19 protein-coding genes and 1 pseudogene are annotated in these 16673 nt (G+C 43.2%); 14 read left to right on the plus strand and 6 right to left on the minus strand.

Translation table 11 applies throughout. From position 1 onward, the window contains the following. Positions 1–11 precede the first annotated feature (11 nt). From NDQ71_RS07325 to NDQ71_RS07335, 3 genes are all read left to right on the plus strand, one after another. Entirely contained in the window at positions 12–1178 is a 1167-nt protein-coding gene (locus NDQ71_RS07325) for a hypothetical protein (RefSeq protein ID WP_192541641.1), read from the plus strand. Positions 1179–1407: 229 nt separating this feature from the next. Further along, on the plus strand, positions 1408–1581 hold the full coding sequence (locus NDQ71_RS07330; protein ID WP_225736584.1) for a hypothetical protein: 174 nt from the start codon (positions 1408–1410) through the stop codon (positions 1579–1581). Between the two features lie 21 nt (positions 1582–1602). Then, positions 1603–3378, plus strand: a complete 1776-nt coding sequence (locus NDQ71_RS07335; RefSeq protein WP_301562660.1) for a phytase — start codon at positions 1603–1605, stop codon at positions 3376–3378. A gap of 28 nt (positions 3379–3406) precedes the next feature. Here NDQ71_RS07335 and NDQ71_RS07340 read toward each other — a convergent pair whose 3' ends face one another. The 4 genes from NDQ71_RS07340 to NDQ71_RS07355 form a co-directional block, all read right to left on the minus strand. Next, positions 3407–3991 (minus strand): YqaA family protein, encoded by a 585-nt coding sequence (locus tag NDQ71_RS07340; RefSeq protein ID WP_192541642.1) that lies wholly within the window; start codon positions 3989–3991, stop codon positions 3407–3409. A 192-nt stretch (positions 3992–4183) separates the two neighbouring features. Beyond that, positions 4184–5077 carry a GGDEF domain-containing protein gene (locus NDQ71_RS07345; RefSeq protein ID WP_225736585.1) on the minus strand — a complete coding sequence of 298 codons (894 nt, stop codon included), beginning with the start codon at positions 5075–5077 and terminating at the stop codon, positions 4184–4186. A gap of 145 nt (positions 5078–5222) precedes the next feature. After that, the gene (locus NDQ71_RS07350) at positions 5223–5555 is read right to left on the minus strand and encodes a PBPRA1643 family SWIM/SEC-C metal-binding motif protein (protein WP_064666373.1); all 333 of its coding nucleotides are present in this window, start codon (positions 5553–5555) and stop codon (positions 5223–5225) included. A 118-nt stretch (positions 5556–5673) separates the two neighbouring features. Continuing rightward, positions 5674–6537 (minus strand): PA4780 family RIO1-like protein kinase, encoded by an 864-nt coding sequence (locus NDQ71_RS07355; RefSeq protein ID WP_064666372.1) that lies wholly within the window; start codon positions 6535–6537, stop codon positions 5674–5676. 211 nt (positions 6538–6748) lie between these two features. Here NDQ71_RS07355 and NDQ71_RS07360 point away from each other — a divergent pair, with 211 nt between their 5' ends. The 5 genes from NDQ71_RS07360 (at position 6749) to NDQ71_RS07380 (ending at position 9075) form a co-directional block, all read left to right on the plus strand. After that, on the plus strand, positions 6749–6967 hold the full coding sequence (locus NDQ71_RS07360; protein ID WP_064666371.1) for a hypothetical protein: 219 nt from the start codon (positions 6749–6751) through the stop codon (positions 6965–6967). A 120-nt stretch (positions 6968–7087) separates the two neighbouring features. Then, positions 7088–7978 (plus strand): dienelactone hydrolase family protein, encoded by an 891-nt coding sequence (locus NDQ71_RS07365; protein ID WP_192541643.1) that lies wholly within the window; start codon positions 7088–7090, stop codon positions 7976–7978. Positions 7979–8063: 85 nt separating this feature from the next. Then, positions 8064–8432 carry a hypothetical protein gene (locus NDQ71_RS07370; protein WP_192541644.1) on the plus strand — a complete coding sequence of 123 codons (369 nt, stop codon included), beginning with the start codon at positions 8064–8066 and terminating at the stop codon, positions 8430–8432. Next, a complete protein-coding gene (locus NDQ71_RS07375; protein WP_283710236.1) occupies positions 8429–8809 on the plus strand; it encodes a hypothetical protein in 381 nt (126 codons plus the stop codon). The genes NDQ71_RS07370 and NDQ71_RS07375 overlap by 4 nt, the downstream gene beginning before the upstream one ends. Positions 8810–8823: 14 nt before the next feature. Continuing rightward, complete coding sequence (locus NDQ71_RS07380; protein ID WP_301562519.1) at positions 8824–9075, plus strand: hypothetical protein; 252 nt, start codon at positions 8824–8826, stop codon at positions 9073–9075. A gap of 134 nt (positions 9076–9209) precedes the next feature. Here the strand turns inward: NDQ71_RS07380 and NDQ71_RS07385 are convergent, their stop codons facing one another. Further along, positions 9210–10103 carry a LysR family transcriptional regulator gene (locus NDQ71_RS07385; protein WP_367318013.1) on the minus strand — a complete coding sequence of 298 codons (894 nt, stop codon included), beginning with the start codon at positions 10101–10103 and terminating at the stop codon, positions 9210–9212. Positions 10104–10262: 159 nt separating this feature from the next. On the opposite strand from NDQ71_RS07385, the gene NDQ71_RS07390 reads away from it, so the two are divergent. From NDQ71_RS07390 to NDQ71_RS07410, 6 genes and pseudogenes are all read left to right on the plus strand, one after another. Next, positions 10263–11021 carry an SDR family oxidoreductase gene (locus NDQ71_RS07390; RefSeq protein WP_054489994.1) on the plus strand — a complete coding sequence of 253 codons (759 nt, stop codon included), beginning with the start codon at positions 10263–10265 and terminating at the stop codon, positions 11019–11021. Between the two features lie 74 nt (positions 11022–11095). Beyond that, entirely contained in the window at positions 11096–12103 is a 1008-nt protein-coding gene (locus NDQ71_RS07395) for a zinc-dependent alcohol dehydrogenase family protein (RefSeq protein ID WP_367318008.1), read from the plus strand. Positions 12104–12125: 22 nt separating this feature from the next. Beyond that, on the plus strand, positions 12126–13133 hold the full coding sequence (locus NDQ71_RS07400) for a zinc-dependent alcohol dehydrogenase family protein (protein WP_033102784.1): 1008 nt from the start codon (positions 12126–12128) through the stop codon (positions 13131–13133). Positions 13134–13307: 174 nt separating this feature from the next. Next, positions 13308–13739, plus strand: a pseudogene (locus tag NDQ71_RS07405) (IS5 family transposase); the annotation flags it as partial. A gap of 229 nt (positions 13740–13968) precedes the next feature. Then, entirely contained in the window at positions 13969–14244 is a 276-nt protein-coding gene (locus NDQ71_RS24385) for a GNAT family N-acetyltransferase (protein WP_367318014.1), read from the plus strand. Positions 14245–14271: 27 nt separating this feature from the next. Next, complete coding sequence (locus tag NDQ71_RS07410; RefSeq protein WP_008464865.1) at positions 14272–14727, plus strand: PaaI family thioesterase; 456 nt, start codon at positions 14272–14274, stop codon at positions 14725–14727. A 187-nt stretch (positions 14728–14914) separates the two neighbouring features. Here the strand turns inward: NDQ71_RS07410 and ltrA are convergent, their stop codons facing one another. Continuing rightward, positions 14915–16270 (minus strand): group II intron reverse transcriptase/maturase, encoded by a 1356-nt coding sequence (gene ltrA / locus NDQ71_RS07415; protein ID WP_301561782.1) that lies wholly within the window; start codon positions 16268–16270, stop codon positions 14915–14917. Between the last annotated feature and the right edge of the window lie 403 nt (positions 16271–16673).

A 16673-nucleotide genomic window follows, 5' to 3' on the forward strand; every position in this document is an offset into this window, starting at 1 on the left:
ACGAGGAATACATGCAACGCAAACAACGAGATATTATCAAGTATATTGCCATACTTATACTACTAGTGCTTTGCTGGTTAGAGCAATTTAACGGCTACATAATGGCGTTTCTTGATCAAGCCTTAGTACAATCTTCACTCGTGTACGCCTCTGCTCGCAGCGTGAATGGGATTATTTCATTATTGCAATCTGCTGAAGTTGGCATCGGCATAGCCAGTATTGCACCTGCACAACTACTTGACCCCGTTAACGATTTAGCGGAATACATTGCCGATGCCATGCGCATGTCATTAGGCTCACTCTTTATCCAACGAATATTATTTACGATTTCATCAGGCGTCTTTTTTAGTAGTTTGTTTACCGCCAGCGCTATTGGCTATGTGATTTGCAATCATTTTGGCTATTTCAAACAGCTAACGGGTAAATTACTGGCCAGTCTTATTTTAGTCCGCTTTTTAATTCCACTGGTCGTGCTTGCAACCGGTCTTGCCAGTCAAGCTTTTTTAGATGAAGAGATTAATTCTCAAAATCAATATGTTGAAAACACCGTCGACACTCTCAGCGCGAAAGCAAACACAACCTCTACGCTATCAGCGCAATTAAGCGCAAAAATAAATAGTCAAAAACAAACTAGTCTAGATGAGCTTGAGCTCATTGCTGTCCAACAACAGCAATTAAAAGCTGTTATTACAGATAATAAGCAACAGCTTGATGAATTAGATAAGCAAATTGAGGCAATTCAAACAACCCGCAGTTTAACCGAAAAACTTACCTTAACAGAGCTGCCACAAGCCAAGCCTCTACTCAAAAAGCAGCGAGATTTAAGGCAACAACAAACGTCTATCAACAATCAGCTGGCCGCACTACATCAACAAAAAAATCAGCAACAGCAATTACTGCGTGATTATAATGACCAACTCACCGGTAATTCAGGTAACTTAATTAGCAAAGTTGTGGATACCGTTAGCAGCGGTATAGCTGAGATGGCCGATTCTTTGGAAGGATTATTTATTGAGTTTTTAAACTTAGTATCGCTACTGATCATCAAACTATTTTTAATGCCTTTACTGTTTTTATATTTATTTTGTAAAGCGTTTAAAGTTATTTGGCAACGCTCTGTACAGCAAGCTTTCACACAACTTAAATCACAAATAAGCACCACGATCACAGAGCAATAATAGCTTAGGGTCAAATCAGCTCAGCCTGTAGCCTCGTAATAAAAGAGCGCTTATCGCGTTAACAATTTAAATATAAAAACAATTAAAACAAAGCGTTACTAAAAAACCGAACACAATAAGGCAAAATTAAACCCCTTAATGTCCATGGTAGCAGTCTTTATTTTGTCACGGCGTTGTCATAAAAGTTATTTAGCTTGCATCGCATACCAAGTTAACTAGGACTTTATTCATGCCAACACTCAAACCACTTGCTTATGCATTAAGCATACTTACATTCACAGCAACATTAGGCGCTTGCAGCAGCCAAGATGCTCACTCCTCACTCGCAGAGCAAACTACGCTCAAGCTTAGCAGCACGCCATTTTGGCAACAAAATAATATTCAAGGTTCACAAGCCGCTTAGCTTGTTGACAATACCTGGTTACTGGCAAGTGAAAGCCAAGGCCTTATTGTCGTTTCAAAAAATGGCCAACACAGTGAGGTTGTTAAAGCGGGTAATTTTGAAACCTTGTCAGTACGCTCTATTGCCGAGAATACTTTTTTAGTAGCTAGTATTGATAACGAGCATGATCAGGTTGCGATGTTTACGCTTGCTAAAAATAACGGCCATTGGCAACTAACAGAGCACCCCGCCATTGTCGTCCCACAAGCAAAACCAGACGCAGTGTGCCTATTTAACAACCTCGATACTGGCAGTATTTCAGCTTTTGTTGCTGATGTGCGTGGCTTAATGACAGAAACCATAGTGTATAATCTTGCCAGCGGAAAAACCGCTAACATTGCAGTAAGAGAGTTTGCAGCGGTCAATGAAGCATCTGGCTGTGCGGTTAATGATGTAAGCCAACAACTCTTTATCAGTGAAGAAGAGCTGGGCATTTGGCAAATGAATGCCAATGCAGAGTCAACCGCAGCTAAACACCCTGTCGCCATGGTTACGCCATTTGGCGAGCTTGCCAGTGGTATTGGCGCATTAACCACCAGCACAGATGGCAGTTTATGGTTTACCACTAGCAGCGATAATAGCCTTTACAGATACAATACCGAGCACAACTTACAGCAAAAATGGCAGTTAGCTGGCGAACAGAGCATAGCTGCTGTAGCCGTGACGGATAACCCAGCCGATACGCAAGCCATTATCTATGATGATGAAACTGGCGCGTACTTCAGTAGTCAACTTAGCCTAGCTCCACTGAGTAGCCACACAACTAACACTGTGGCAAAAACAGCACACGTATATGCAAATATGCAAACTACACCGGTTGCTGCCTTTGGCGATGCCGCAGATGACCCAGCCATCTGGGTGCACCCAACAGATGCCAGCAAGAGCTTAGTGTTAGGCACCGATAAACGCCGCGGTCTGATGGTATACAACTTAGCTGGAGAGCAGACTCAAGCGCTGGAAGTTGGCAGAGTTAACAATGTTGATGTTCGCCAAAATAGTAACATAGATAACCCCACTCAGACCTTGATAGCAGCCAGTAATCGCAGTGAAAATAGCATTAGCTTATTCACCGTCGATCTGCAAAATAACGTACAACTGCTAGGCAGCGTGGCGACAAATCTAAGTGAAATTTATGGCTTATGTATGTACTCATCGCACTCCGGTAATTATGTCTTTGTAAATGATAAGTCAGGGCTATATCAGCAATACAAAATTACCAACCAACAGCAAAAAGTCGCAGCTGAACTGGTACGCGAATTTAAGCTACCGAGCCAACCTGAAGGCTGTAGTAGTGACGATAATAACGGCGAGCTTTTCGCCGGTGAAGAAGATGCGGGTATTTGGTTTATCGATGCCGAGCCCGACGCAAAACAAGCGCCGATTTTATTGCAGTCAATTAATGAGCTGTTGATTGATGATGTAGAAGGCATGGAAATTTATCAAGGTGAAAATGAGCGCTTCTTAGTGGTATCAAGCCAAGGTGATAATAGCTATGTAGTGTATCGGATAAACAAGGGGGAAAATCACCCTACCCTTGAATTTACCAGCAAATTTAATATTATCGCCAATTTAGCGCAAGGCATTGATGGTGTATCAGAAACCGATGGCTTAACAGTGACCGCCAAATCGCTGCCGGGTTACCCGCTTGGCGTATTAATAGTGCAAGACGGATACAACCGCATGCCACAACAACCACAAAACTTTAAACTGGTTGATTGGCGCCAAGTGCATGATCTCATACATGGCTCAAGCCAATAAACTGACTGCTTTAGCCGCTACTTAGCGGCTAAAGCAGAGTTGTTAACCACCAAATGAGTAATACTAATATTGTTAAGCCAAGCATCGCTTTGGTTTTATGTTTTTTAATAATTCGCTCAGCTTGATTACCCGCAAAATACACCACCAGCGCTAAACCAAAATAGCGGATTGAACGGGCAATTGTGGTGGCAATTAAAAACATCAGTAGCGAATATTTAGTCGCACCGGCAGCTAGCATCGCAATTTGAAATGGAATGGGCACAATGCCAAGGGTTATTACAAACCAAAAGCCCTGTTGCTGCATTTGCTCTGTTACTTGTTCAAACTGCGCTGGTGATGAAAAACTATTGATCACCCAATCACCTACCGCATCAAACAAATAGTACCCTAACGCATAACCAAATAACGCACCAATTACACAGCCTATGGTAGCCATTAGGGCTATCAGCCAAAGCTTATCACGACGAGCTTGCATCAAAGGCACTAGCACAGCCTCAAGAGGGATAGGAACGATTGTTGATTCTAAAAATGAGGCCGCAGTTATGCTGGTTAGCATGTGTTTTGAATCTATCAATTGTCGCGTTTTTTGCTTTAAACGTTGCATAACAGCCATCGTATTACCTTGGGGAAAAGTTGATCTTATCGATACTTTGCAAACTCAGTACCAGTTCTACCTGTTAGATTAACGCATTGTTTCATAAAGCTTATTCTTTATAAAAGACAATTAACAGCAGAGCTAATATGGCTGAGGCTGTAAAAACCCCAGTCAAAATTGTAAATTTTACTATAATCAATCACTTAGATATTAAGCTAGGCTATATTGGTTGCGCCCGTTGTTTTTAGCTTTATACAACGCTAGGTCGGCACGCTTAAGTACTGCAGCAAGTGATTCATCAGCAGCCTTAAAGGACACCCCAATACTCACAGTAACATTGCGCTGTTTAGTCAATTCAATGGTCCGCGCAATTGATAATAATTGCTGACTGAGGTCGATAGCATATTGCTGATTATCATCAGGCACATACACGGCAAATTCTTCACCGCCAAGGCGCGCAAATACGCAGTCTTGACTCAGTGTTTTTGCATATAACGCTGCCAACTCAGTTAGCACTTTGTCGCCAACGTCATGACCAAATTCATCATTGATCGATTTAAAAAAGTCGATATCTATAATAATCAGAGTAAACCGCTGGTCTGTTAGCTGTTGTATATGTTGATAAAAAAAGCGTCGATTTGCTATTTTCGTTAAGTAATCAGTGGTCAACTCTTTTGATAAACATTGCTGAATGCGCTTTAAATCAGCCATTGTTAACTTTAGCCCGTAGCAGGTAAGTAGCATTCCCGCAGTACGTAGAATATCTTCAACATAAATACCGATAAATAACGGCTGAGTTAAAATTTCATCAAGTAGGTCAAACGTTAATCCTGCAGTCCAAAACGTCAAGCCGATGCTTAAGTAGGCATAAGCTGTCGTCGACAGATTGGCTTTTTGCACGATCACAAAAATAGCGACAACAATTAAAAAGTTTATAGCATCGGTGAGTACGCCGTTTAAAAATATATGCTCATCAAGATCAGGTAAAAAAGTGTAATACAAAACAACAATCAGCAGTAATGACAGTATAAACACCGACGAAAATGCCCGTTGTATCCACTTTCTTTCTACTTGTTGATTAAACTCATTTTCACAGTATGCCATATGCAATTATCAGTGCTTAAATTATCATCTTTAATGGCAAACCTTAGCACAAATATATGAACATATGCTGCAAGGCGGGATAAATAGTAAACACTATTGTTGCGAGAAAAATACATAATGGGGTGCAGTCATAGCGTTAAATTAGTTAACCACAACATTTTTTGTATTTTTTATTGCTACCACATAGACAAGGATCGTTACGTTGTGGCGTTTTTGCAAAAACTTGGGTAACGGGTTTATTCAACACTATCTCTAATGGCGCGATGTTTTCAGCAAGCTCACTATCAATAGTGATCTCTGCGAACAGCTCATTGGCAGTTAAGATAGCGATAATTTCACTTTCACGCTCATGGCTTGGTACGCACAATTGCAGTGGGTTTTCTTCACTGCCTGGCTTTACTTTTGGTTTAGGTTGATACGTACCTTGATTGTGCTTGCCCATGATATCGGGCTTACCACGATAGAAAAATTTTGACACCGGCGTTCCTAACTGTCGTTTAAAGCAACTCACTGCGAGTCGCTAAAGGCTGCGCAGTCTAACAGAGTTTTAAGCTGTTAGCGCGCCCACTTTAATATCTCACGACTACAGTGTAGGTCTAATCTTCGTCAGGCGCTTGTGCGGCCTTTATTCGCTCTTGATTCTCCTGCATTTGTTCAAACGCAGCTTTAATTTCATCAAGTACTGAATCTACATCAGCTGCAGCATGATCATCGGCAATCTCACCGTAAAGCACCGTTTCAGGCGTTAATTCACCCGCTTGGTACAAAGCCCACATCTCTTCACCAAAACGGGTGTCGAGTATTTCTGGAGCATACTGCCCGTAATACAAGCGCATATTGCGTACGTCGCGTAAAAACATTTCTTGGGCATTATTATTCGCCGCAGCGTTCACCGCTTGAGGTAAATCAATAACAACAGGGCCGTAGCTGTCAACTAACACATTAAATTCAGATAAATCGCCATGCACAATCCCCGCACATAACATTAAACGAATGTAATGCACCATAGTGGCGTGATCTTCAATCGCCTGCTCAGCGGTTAAACTAACATCGTTTAAACGCGGCGCAACATCGCCGTCATTATCAGTGACTAAATCCATGATCAGCACACCATCGTAACAACCATGAGGCTGTGGTACTTTTACACCAACCCGAGACAGCGTAAAAAGTGCGTCAACTTCTGCATTTTGCCACACGTTTTCTTGTTCTTTACGGCCAAACTTCGACCCTTTCTCCATCGCGCGACCACGACGACTATTACGTACTTTGCGTCCTTCTTGGTATTTTACAGCTTGTTTAAAACTTCGGTGTTGCACATCTTTATAGACTTTCGCACAACGAATATCATTGCCACAACGAACAACATAAACCGAAGCTTCTTTTCCACTCATTAACTGGCTGATGACTTCATCAACGATACCGTCTTCGATCAACGGTAAAATCTGTTTTGGCGTTTTCATAACACGTTTATACCGTACTTAGGCATACCTTTTAATCTTCTCGCAAACTATTTTATTTGACAGGCCCTTACGTTAAAGCAAAAGCACACGAAAACCAATGCTAATAACCGCACAATCGAGTTATTCAAACAGCAAAACGCACAAAAAACTTGACTAAATCAGCTAAATCCACAAACTGCGAGGTTAATTATCTAAATTATACTTACTTTATATGAATTCAGAAATACGCTATCACTTTCAATCCGCTCAAATAGCGAATCGTTTTTTAAACGAATTAAAGCATTGGCCTATCGCTCGCGTAAAAACAAAACTGCTCAATGGTGGTTTTGATGTAAAAGTAAGTTATCAATTTGATGGTGAAGGATTTGACTACACTTGTGCCGAACTTGATGAACTAGCCGCAAAGCATCAAGGCCAAGAAGTGAGCTAATTATTTTTTGCAAAATAAATTGTCCGCGCTCATTATTGGTTACTAAGCAGACAATAATATACATTTTAAATTCTCTCAGCTATGTTATGAACAGTTTCTCATAAACATATAGGCGCTGGCATGCAAAACCCACACTCAGATCACATTCCTCAAGAAGCGTTTGATTGGTACGACGAATACGCTCATGGCAAAATGGACCGACGTACCTTTATGAAAAAACTCGGTGGCTTAGTCGCGCTTGGTTATTCAATGGCTTTTTTAACATCAGCATTATTACCAAATTATGCCCTCGCCGAGCAAGTTTCGTTTAATGACGAAGCAATCAAAGCCACTTACCAAACCTTTGATTCACCCGATGGCCACAGTAAAGGCCAAGGTTATTTGGTCGTTCCAACAGGGTTAACTGGCACAGGCCCAGTGGTCTTAGTGATCCATGAAAACCGTGGCTTAAATCCATATATTAAAGATGTTGCCCGTCGCTTAGCAAAAGCTGGTTTTATTGCTTTTGCACCCGATGCGCTATTTCCACTTGGCGGCTACCCAGGCAATGATGACGAGGGACGAGCAATGCAGCGCTCTATGGATCAAGAAAAAATCCAAAACGATTTTGTCGCTGCGGCTAGATTCTTAAAATCGCACCCGCAAAGTAACGGTAAACTTGGCGCTGTCGGCTTTTGTTTTGGCGGCTACATTGTTAATTATTTAGCAGCTGTTGACTCAACATTGTTAAATGCTGGCGTACCCTTTTACGGCACTCCTGCCAGCGAAGCACTGCGTAAAAATATTAAAGCCCCCTTAGTTATCCAACTTGCCGAGCTTGATGAGCGCGTCAATGCAACATGGCCCGATTATGAGCGTGACTTAAAAAGCCTCGATGTTGACTATAAAATGCATATGTATCCGAAAACCAATCATGGCTTTCATAACGATTCAACCGGACGCTATGATAAAGAAAATGCTGAGCTTGCTTGGCAACGCACGGTCGCATTTTTTAACGAAAAACTCGTATAACTTCAGCGCAGTGTTTAGTAACATAACATAGCTAAGCACTGCCACACCCTCAATTACTAAACTCATTAAAGAAACCGTTGCCCTCATGAGCAAATTTTTTCTCCTAAAGTACGTCACATTTTTTATCGGTTGTATGAGTTGTTTTATTTTGCATACTCAATTTGCCATTCCCGCTGTTATCGCGTCATGTATCACCGGACTGGTGGGTAGTTTTATTCCTTTTCCAAAGCAGTATGAAAACCATCCTTACGCTGCTATTTATGCTGGCAGTTTTGCCGGTATGTGCTCACAAGGTTTGATCACTAGTTATTGGGAACTTGCCATTATTTCTTTAATTGGCGCTATGTTATATGTGCTGACTGCGAAGATGTTTACTGGTTTTGGCGGGAAATTAGGCAGTATTGCCTTCATCAGCGTGGCTTTATTTGTCTTAGCGAAAGGGATCGTATTATGAATTTAGCAGCAATCCTATTAGCATTACTTGGCGCATTCTCGACCTTTTATTTGGCTAAGCACCATCGTCTTGATGCGATTCGGGCCTCTGCCATTTTATCTATCGTCGCTTACCTTATTCTACTCCCCACTGAATTTAACGCAGAGCTATACAGCAGCATTTTTTTTGGTGGCTCCTTTATTGGCATGAGTGCGCCAAAACGCTTTGGTATCTATACGCTATTTTCATCCAGTATTATATTTGCAGTCATGTTTGAAAATTTAATCCCTTACTTTAATAATTTTGGGGGCGCCTTGGGCGTGAGTGCATTCTTATCGGTATGTATTTGCCAAGTGGCGATTATACTTGGCGCTCCGCGCAGTACAAAGCACCACTAGTTAAGATGCGCTCTGTGGCAATTAAACTTAATGAAGGACAAATCCAACAACGTCGCATAGCAGTTGATAACCGTTTAACCGAGCTAAAACAACAACTCTCTGAAATTAATCAGCAGTTAAACAGCAATAACATCACGCAAACGCAGCGCAAAGAGTTAAATACACAGCAACGCCAATTAGAACGTGAGTTAAAAGACTTAAGACGCGAAAAATCCTTATTACCACTATTGAATAAAGCCTCAACAGTTGAAATTACCTTTCCTTAATTATCTTCTGCCCAGCCTGTAATCATAGGGCTGGGTTAATGCAAAAAGCTAAAGCAAAATTCATGTGAATAAGTCTTAACTTGAACTATCAAATTAGTAGGATTCAATCAAATCTGACCGTCGCATATGTGCCATTAGCGGACACTCAATCTTGACACCAAGTGATCAAAAACCAATCGAATACGTTGTGGTACTGGACCACGTTGAGGGCGATAAATATATAAATCCCAAGGCACAGGCTCGACCTCTTCTAACACTCTAACAAGTTTCTCTTGGCGTAATAAGTCTTGGGCCAAAAAGTCAGGAATTTGAGCAAACCCCAGTCCATTTTGTACACCCATTAATTCAGCTTCGGCGTCGGCACTTCGAAAACGTGTTATGGATGGCGTCCACTGTCTGTCCATGGAAAAAACCCATGGCCAAAGCTTTCCCGTATTGCGATCTACTAACCCTGTAACCGGCAAGTGGTTTAGTTCTTCAATAGACGCAGGCCTTCCCACTCTATCTATTAAGTCAGGCGAAGCCACGACATACAGATTAATTTTGGCGAGCTGGCGGGCAATAAATCGACTATCCCTCATGAAGCCGATACGAATCCCAATATCTATTTTTTCGTCAACTACATCCACGCGCTCGTCACTGAGTGTCAGGTCTATATCAAGTTGAGGATGTACTGTTGAGAGTTCCATTAATGCTGGCATCAAGCATTTATGACCAAAACCAACAGGCGCTGCGATACGAACCCGCCCTTGTAATTCATTACCCGAGTCAGGGGCGCTTGTTTGAAACAATTCATCTACAGCGCGCAGGCGTTCTTTTGCTATCACAGCAAATTTTTCTCCAACTAGGGTCACTTGTATGTGTCGAGTATTTCGATGAAATAAAAGCTCCCCTTGCAATCGCTCTAACTCCTTCACTGCTCGCGTCACTGCCTGAGGAGAAATTCCCAGACGGTTAGCCGCTTCTTTAAAGCTGCGAGACTCAGCAGCAGTACAAAATATCCGGAGCATTTCCAATCTGTTAAGCATCACAGTCACACTCAGGTTTGATATGAATACACAAATATTATTCCAAATTCTGGAATTGTCAAATAAAAACGTTTCCATTTATTGGTTTTTGAAGGTAAGGGATAATTTGCTTGTTAGTTAGACATAGTCGTTCATTCAACTGATTTGAGGATATTAACTATGAGTAGTGTTTTAGCAAACAACATCAGCGGTAAGGTCGTTGTGATCACTGGTGGTAGCAGCGGTTTAGGCGAGACCACGGCAAGACATTTAGCCAGCCTTGGCGCATCTGTTGTTTTAGGTGCCCGACGCATCGACAAGCTTGAAGCTATTGCTGCTGACATACGCGCAGCGGGCGGAGAAGTTGCGGTTCAAGCGACAGATGTGACTAGCCCGGACGAAGTGAAGGCCCTTGTAAATCTTGCACAAGAGCGCTTCGGTAAAGTTGATGTGGTTATCAATAATGCAGGGTTAATGGCGATTGCACCGTTAGCTGAGACTCGAGTTGACGAATGGGATCGCATGATTGACATCAACGTTAAAGGTCTGCTGTATGGAGTAGCCGCAGCGCTTCCGATCTTTCAGGCTCAGGGAACAGGCCACTTTATCAATATTTCTTCCGTAGCGGGTATCAAAGTATTCAGTCCCGGCGGCACGGTTTATAGCGGAACCAAATTCGCTGTTCGCGCTATTGCCGAAGGCTTACGCCATGAAGTTGGGGGTAAAATTCGTTCAACAATCATTTCACCGGGGGCAATCGAATCTGATTTAAAACATGGAAGTTCAGATACTCAGGGTGCAGCCTTTGTAAAAGATTTTTATCAGCAAAATGAAATTCCATCTGACTCTGTTGCTCGTGCTATCGCATACGCAATTGAGCAGCCTGCGGATGTGGATATCAACGAGATTGTTCTGCGCCCAACTGTTCAAGAATTTTAATTCGTTTAATAAAAGACCTATTAACCAGCGGGTGATTTAACCACCCGCTGAATATTCATTTTGTGAGGTTATTGATGACAACGTTAAACAGACAAATGCGTGCTTTGGTATTAGATAGCTATGAAGAGGGTACAGTATTCCGGGATGCCCTGATTAACTTACCCTCTCCATCAGCAGGTCAGGTGCAAGTAAAAATATTTGCAAGTGGAGTCAATCCTATTGATTACAAGATCCGCCAAGGTATCGCTCCTTATGCCATGCCGGAATTACCCGCAGTACTTGGCACCGATTTAGCTGGAGAAATTGTTGCTATCGGCGACGGCGTCTCCGACTTTGCAATAGGCGATGCCGTTTATGGTCTGACTGGCGGAGTGCGAGGATTGCAAGGCTCATTGGCTGAATATGCCAACGTAGATGCTGAGTTACTTGCTCCCAAACCGAAAAATTTGTCCATGCGTGAAGCTGCGGCTTTACCTCTGGTTGCACTTACTGCTTGGGAAGGTTTGGTTGACAAGGCGAATGTTAAAGCGGGCCAGAAAATCCTTATCCAAGGTGGAGCTGGCGGAGTTGGGCATTTAGCCGTGCAAATTGCTAAGGCTTTAGGTGCCGACGTTTATGCCACTGCATCGACTGGAAAACAACAACTGCTCAAGGCGCTTGGTGCCACGCCAATTGATTATCACACTGCAAGCCCTGCTGACTACATGGACGCATACACCCAAGGCAAAGGATTCGATATCATTTACGACACTGTCGGTGGCTCTGCACTCGATGCCTCATTAGGTATCATTGCACATTACGGCCATATTTTAAGCTGTGCTGCATTCAGCTCACATAACCTCGCACCGTCGTCAATACGTTCTGCAACATTGTCAGGAATTTTTGTGTTACACCCACAGCTCAGCGGAGAGGGACGCAAACATCATGGTGACATTCTGCGGCAAATTACGGCTCTTGTTGAAGCTGGACAAATTAAGCCACTACTCGATCCGTTACGCTTTTCCCTAGACACGGCAATGGATGCACATAATGCCGTAGAGTTGGGGTCCATGGGTAAAGTCGTTATTGATGTAATTGCTTAAAAAGTCATTGTTGAGGATGCATATGAGCCCAAGAAAACTAATTCGAACTGTTCGTTTCCATGAATTAGGTGGCCCCGAGGTATTAACTATTGACTCGCTGGCGAGTCCAAGTTTGCAGGCCACTGATGTACGTATTGCGGTCAAAGTTGTTGGGCTCAATCGTGCTGATGCCATGTTTAGGCGAGGCCGCTATATAGAAAAGGCTGACTTCCCTTCGCGAATCGGCTATGAAGCATCCGGGATAGTCATTGAAGTCGGGGAAGAGGTAAATCATTTACGCCTTGGAGAAGAGGTTTGTATTGTCCCTCAGATGGGGCTTTCTCAGAATGGCTGCTACGCAGAAGAGATTGTCGTACCAAGTGAATATGTGGCACTCAAACCAGCAGGGCTAACCTTTGCTGAAGGCGCAGCAGCTTGGATGCAGTACCTGACAGCTTATGGCGCTTTGGTCGAAATTGCTAACGTGCAAAAAGGCGATGCAGTACTGATAACAGCCGCATCGAGCAGTGTTGGATTGGCTGCGATTCAAATTGTGAATTCTCTAGGGGGTATCCCTATCGCTACAACTCAAACACGAGCTAAAAAGGCTGCTGTGCTCATGGCAGGCGCGGCCCATGTGATTGCAACTCAAGAAGAGCCGCTGCTGGATAGCTTGAGAAGCATCTTGGGAGAAAACAATTTAAAAATCGCATTTGATGCTGTCTGTGGGCCGCAGATAGCTGAAATTGCTGAAGCAATGAGCCCTGAAGGAACAATAATAGTACACGGAGCATTAAGTCCCGAAACAACTCCTTTTCCCTTAAAAATAGCACTTCGTAAAAGTCTGACAGTTAGGGGGTATGTGTTTACTGAAGTTGTAAAAGACATCGAGCGCTTTCGCAGAGCAAAGCAATTTATCCACTCGGGTTTATCCGAAGGAACACTCAAGCCTGTCATTGATCGAAGCTTTAAATTTGAAGAGATAGTGGCAGCGCACCACTATCTGGAGTCAAATCAGCAGATTGGTAAAATAGTGGTCGAACTTGATTAACAGTTCGTGGCTTCCGCTAGTCTCTCAACTCAGTCAGTGACTGATAATAATTAGCGTGGGCTTTGTTGCGGAAATCGAATGAACTAAATCAGAATCTTACGATCAGATCAGGGACATTCATTCACTGACTTTGATTACATGCCGAAGCCTCGCTACAAAACCACTAACTGGCGCAAGTACAATATTTCAGGCGTGACAGATGCGGAAGTACTCCCAAATTTACTCAAACAAACACGCCGATCCATCAAGGAAATTTCGAGAGATGGCGCATACGATACAAGGGAGTGCCACAGGGCGATTAGGGTTAAGAAAGCGATACCTCTAATCCCTCCACGTGAAGGAGCCGCCTTCTGGGAAAAAGGTCATCCACGTAATCTGGCGGTTGGTTGCCAAAAGCTCTATGGTTCGAACAAAAAGTGGAAACGAAAATATGGTTACCACAGGCGTTCATTGTCGGAGACCGCTAAGTATCGCGCAAAACAACTACTAGGCGCTTCACTCACGCTTCGAAATTACAATGCACAAGTTGGGGAGACATACGCCATGATCAAAGCACTCAACAAGCTAACAGGGATAGGTATGCCCGAAACTCAGTATATCGTTTAAAATGCAAACGATTTTGCTAGTATTCGCTCTCAAGTTGAATTCCGCAACAAAGCCGGTTGATTGCACGTGTTACGGAGATGCATGCCCATTATTACACGACAGTGGCTGATTTTGGTCGGGAATTTGCATGTTCAGTGGCGAGTAGCATGGCGGAATTTATTGGAAGGCTAGATAACCCAAGCAATGAGATTTGGACGATCAAACGGGACGATAAAATCCATCTGTTGCCATTGATGGTGAAGATCTTGGGCATAATCGAGCACATTTACGATGGTTCATTGCGGACGACTCTTTGAGAGGTTTCGGACTAGGTAAACAGCTTCTCAATTCTGCATTAGCTTTTGCCGATGCTCAGGGTTTCGTCCAAATCAACTTATGGACTTTCTCAGGGCTTAATGCAGCTCGATATCTTTACGAAAGTCAGGGCTTTGCATTGGTGGAAGAGAAACTAGGCTCAAAATGGGGTATAGAAGTCTTGGAGCAACGCTTCACCAGGTGCATATAAACGTGAATAAATATTTAAGGAGTCTCAATGACAGCTACAAAAGAAGAAGTTATCGCTTTCATGAAATCGGAGTTTCCACAAAGTAAATGCGTTGTGGAAGCAGTGAGCAACGGTAGAGCGACTGTATCTCATCATGTAGGTCAGGATGAATTACGTCCTGGCGGAACGGTTTCGGGGCCTGTTTTAATGAGTGTGGCTGATGTGGCACTTTATGTGGCGATACTTGGTAAAATTGGCATCGTGCCATTGGCAGTAACAACTAGCCTTAACATCAACTTCTTACGTAAGCCATCGGCAAATGAGCGAATCATTGCGGAATGTTCTCTGATAAAAGTCGGCCGTACTCTCGTGGTTGGGGAGGTTTCTCTGTACTCTGAGGGGGTGAGTGATTTAGTAGCACATGTTGTGGGTACATACTCTATACCGCCCTATACATCGAAACGAAGTGAGAATATTAAAACAATTAACTCTCTGAAAGCTTGACTCCGTTTAAAAGAAAAAAGGCAGTTATTTGAGGGGAAGATTAGTGGTTACCAATTGCAATCTTATATAAACGCCTACTTCAGGCCTGCAGCGGAGGCATTGAAGCAATTCGAGGCTAATCGGGTAGCCGGAGGTCTCTAACCTCCAGCCCCCACACCACCCATCATGCGGGTCCGCAATGGGCGGTTCATCTCCCGTAATGAATGTTGATCCAAATATCCCTCAATGACACTAAACCTTGTGAAGCTAAGTAGTTATTGCCTAGCGCAATGTTAATACCTTTTGTTTTTGAGCTTCTACAAGGGCCTTTACTGGTGATACCACAGGCTATGGCGAGTCGTTCGCTAACACCCAATTTCATTAAACTGCGTACTTTGGTGCGAGGTTTACGCCATTGCCGCCAGTAGCACATTCTTATCCTACGTCGGATCCAATGATCTAAATCCACCGTTAGCTGATAAGCGTTGGCTATCAGGTAGTAGTGTCCCCAGCCGCGCAAATACTGCGTGAGTTTATGAATTTGTAGGGTCATTGAGATCCCCCAGTTGCGGTTAGTGAGTTCCCTGACATTTGCTTTGAATTTCTTTAGCGCCTGTTCGTGGATCTGCACTTGACCGTAACGGAATGTGAACCCGAGAAATTTTGAGCCTGATACTGGACCCACTCGACTTTTCGATTCGTTCACTTTGAGCTTTAATCGCTTAGTGATGAACGCAGTAATTTCCCGCTGGATTATTAATCCTTCGCTTTTCGTTTTTACTAAAATGATTATGTCATCAGCGTAACGTGCAAACTTAAGGTGTTTGTAGGTTAGCTTCTTATCTAATTCATCGAGTAAGATGTTGGAAAGCAAAGGGGATAATGGCCCACCTTGAGGGACTCCTTTGGTTGACTCAAACCACAGACCTGTTTCGCGCTCTGCGATCCCCGCTCGTAAGTATTTACCGAGTAGGCGCATGAGTGCTTTGTCTTTGATTTTACGGCTAACACGATTCATCAGCATGTCATGATCTACTTCATCAAAGAACTTAGACAAGTCGATATCAACCGCTGTTTTATAACCTTGTTTAACACAAGACTGAACATGGTTCACTGCTTGACTGGCTCTTTTATGAGGGCGATAACCATAACTATGTGGTGAAAATTGAGGCTCAAAGTAAGGGCTGATCACTTGAGCAATGGCTTGTTGGATCACTCTGTCGATAACAGCAGGGATCCCAAGCATTCGCTCACCGCCATCAGGTTTGGGTATCATCACGCGTTTGACTGGCAAGGGTTGATAAGTGCCGTTAAGTAATTGTTGTTTAATACCCAGCCAATGTAACTTAGCGAAGTCATTAAATTCCTCAATACTCATATTATCAATACCCGCAGCCCCTTTATTGCGCTTAACATGTTGCCATGCTGCGCTAATATTGTGGTTGCTTAGTACCTTTGCCATAAGGTCATGATCTATTTGGTTATATTCATTCGAGGTATTATTCACAGTCGAACGCTGTTCATCACTATCACAACACGGTGATCTATGTGAATTCAAGTTCATTTGTAGTGTCTCCTCTGGTTAAGATGTTCAGGCCTTCACCGTGTCCCCTCCATTACGATGGGCGTTTGGCTACTATGCCGTCTGCTGACTTCTGATAAATCACTCTAGCGATTACTCGATAAAGCGCGTCTAAAACTAACGCTTGTTTACTGCTATTTCGCTCGCTGTAGGTCGCAGCAACCAAAGCGCCAAGGGTTGAACAACCAGTCCCTAACTGGTAATCTCCAAGCGTTAGCGCGGATGCGTGTTTATCAGATCTCCCCGAATAAGATGCATCGACTTTCTCTGCACAACTGCATCATTTACGGTGGCCGTTAGATCACATGACTTCGCTATCTTGTGCTAGCTCGTCTCCAGCCTACGCCTCATATGATGTTTTTGTTCATCAGCTCACAGATTTGCT

The sequence above is a fragment of the Pseudoalteromonas sp. KG3 genome (genome assembly GCF_030436385.1).
GTDB lineage: Bacteria > Pseudomonadota > Gammaproteobacteria > Enterobacterales > Alteromonadaceae > Pseudoalteromonas > Pseudoalteromonas prydzensis.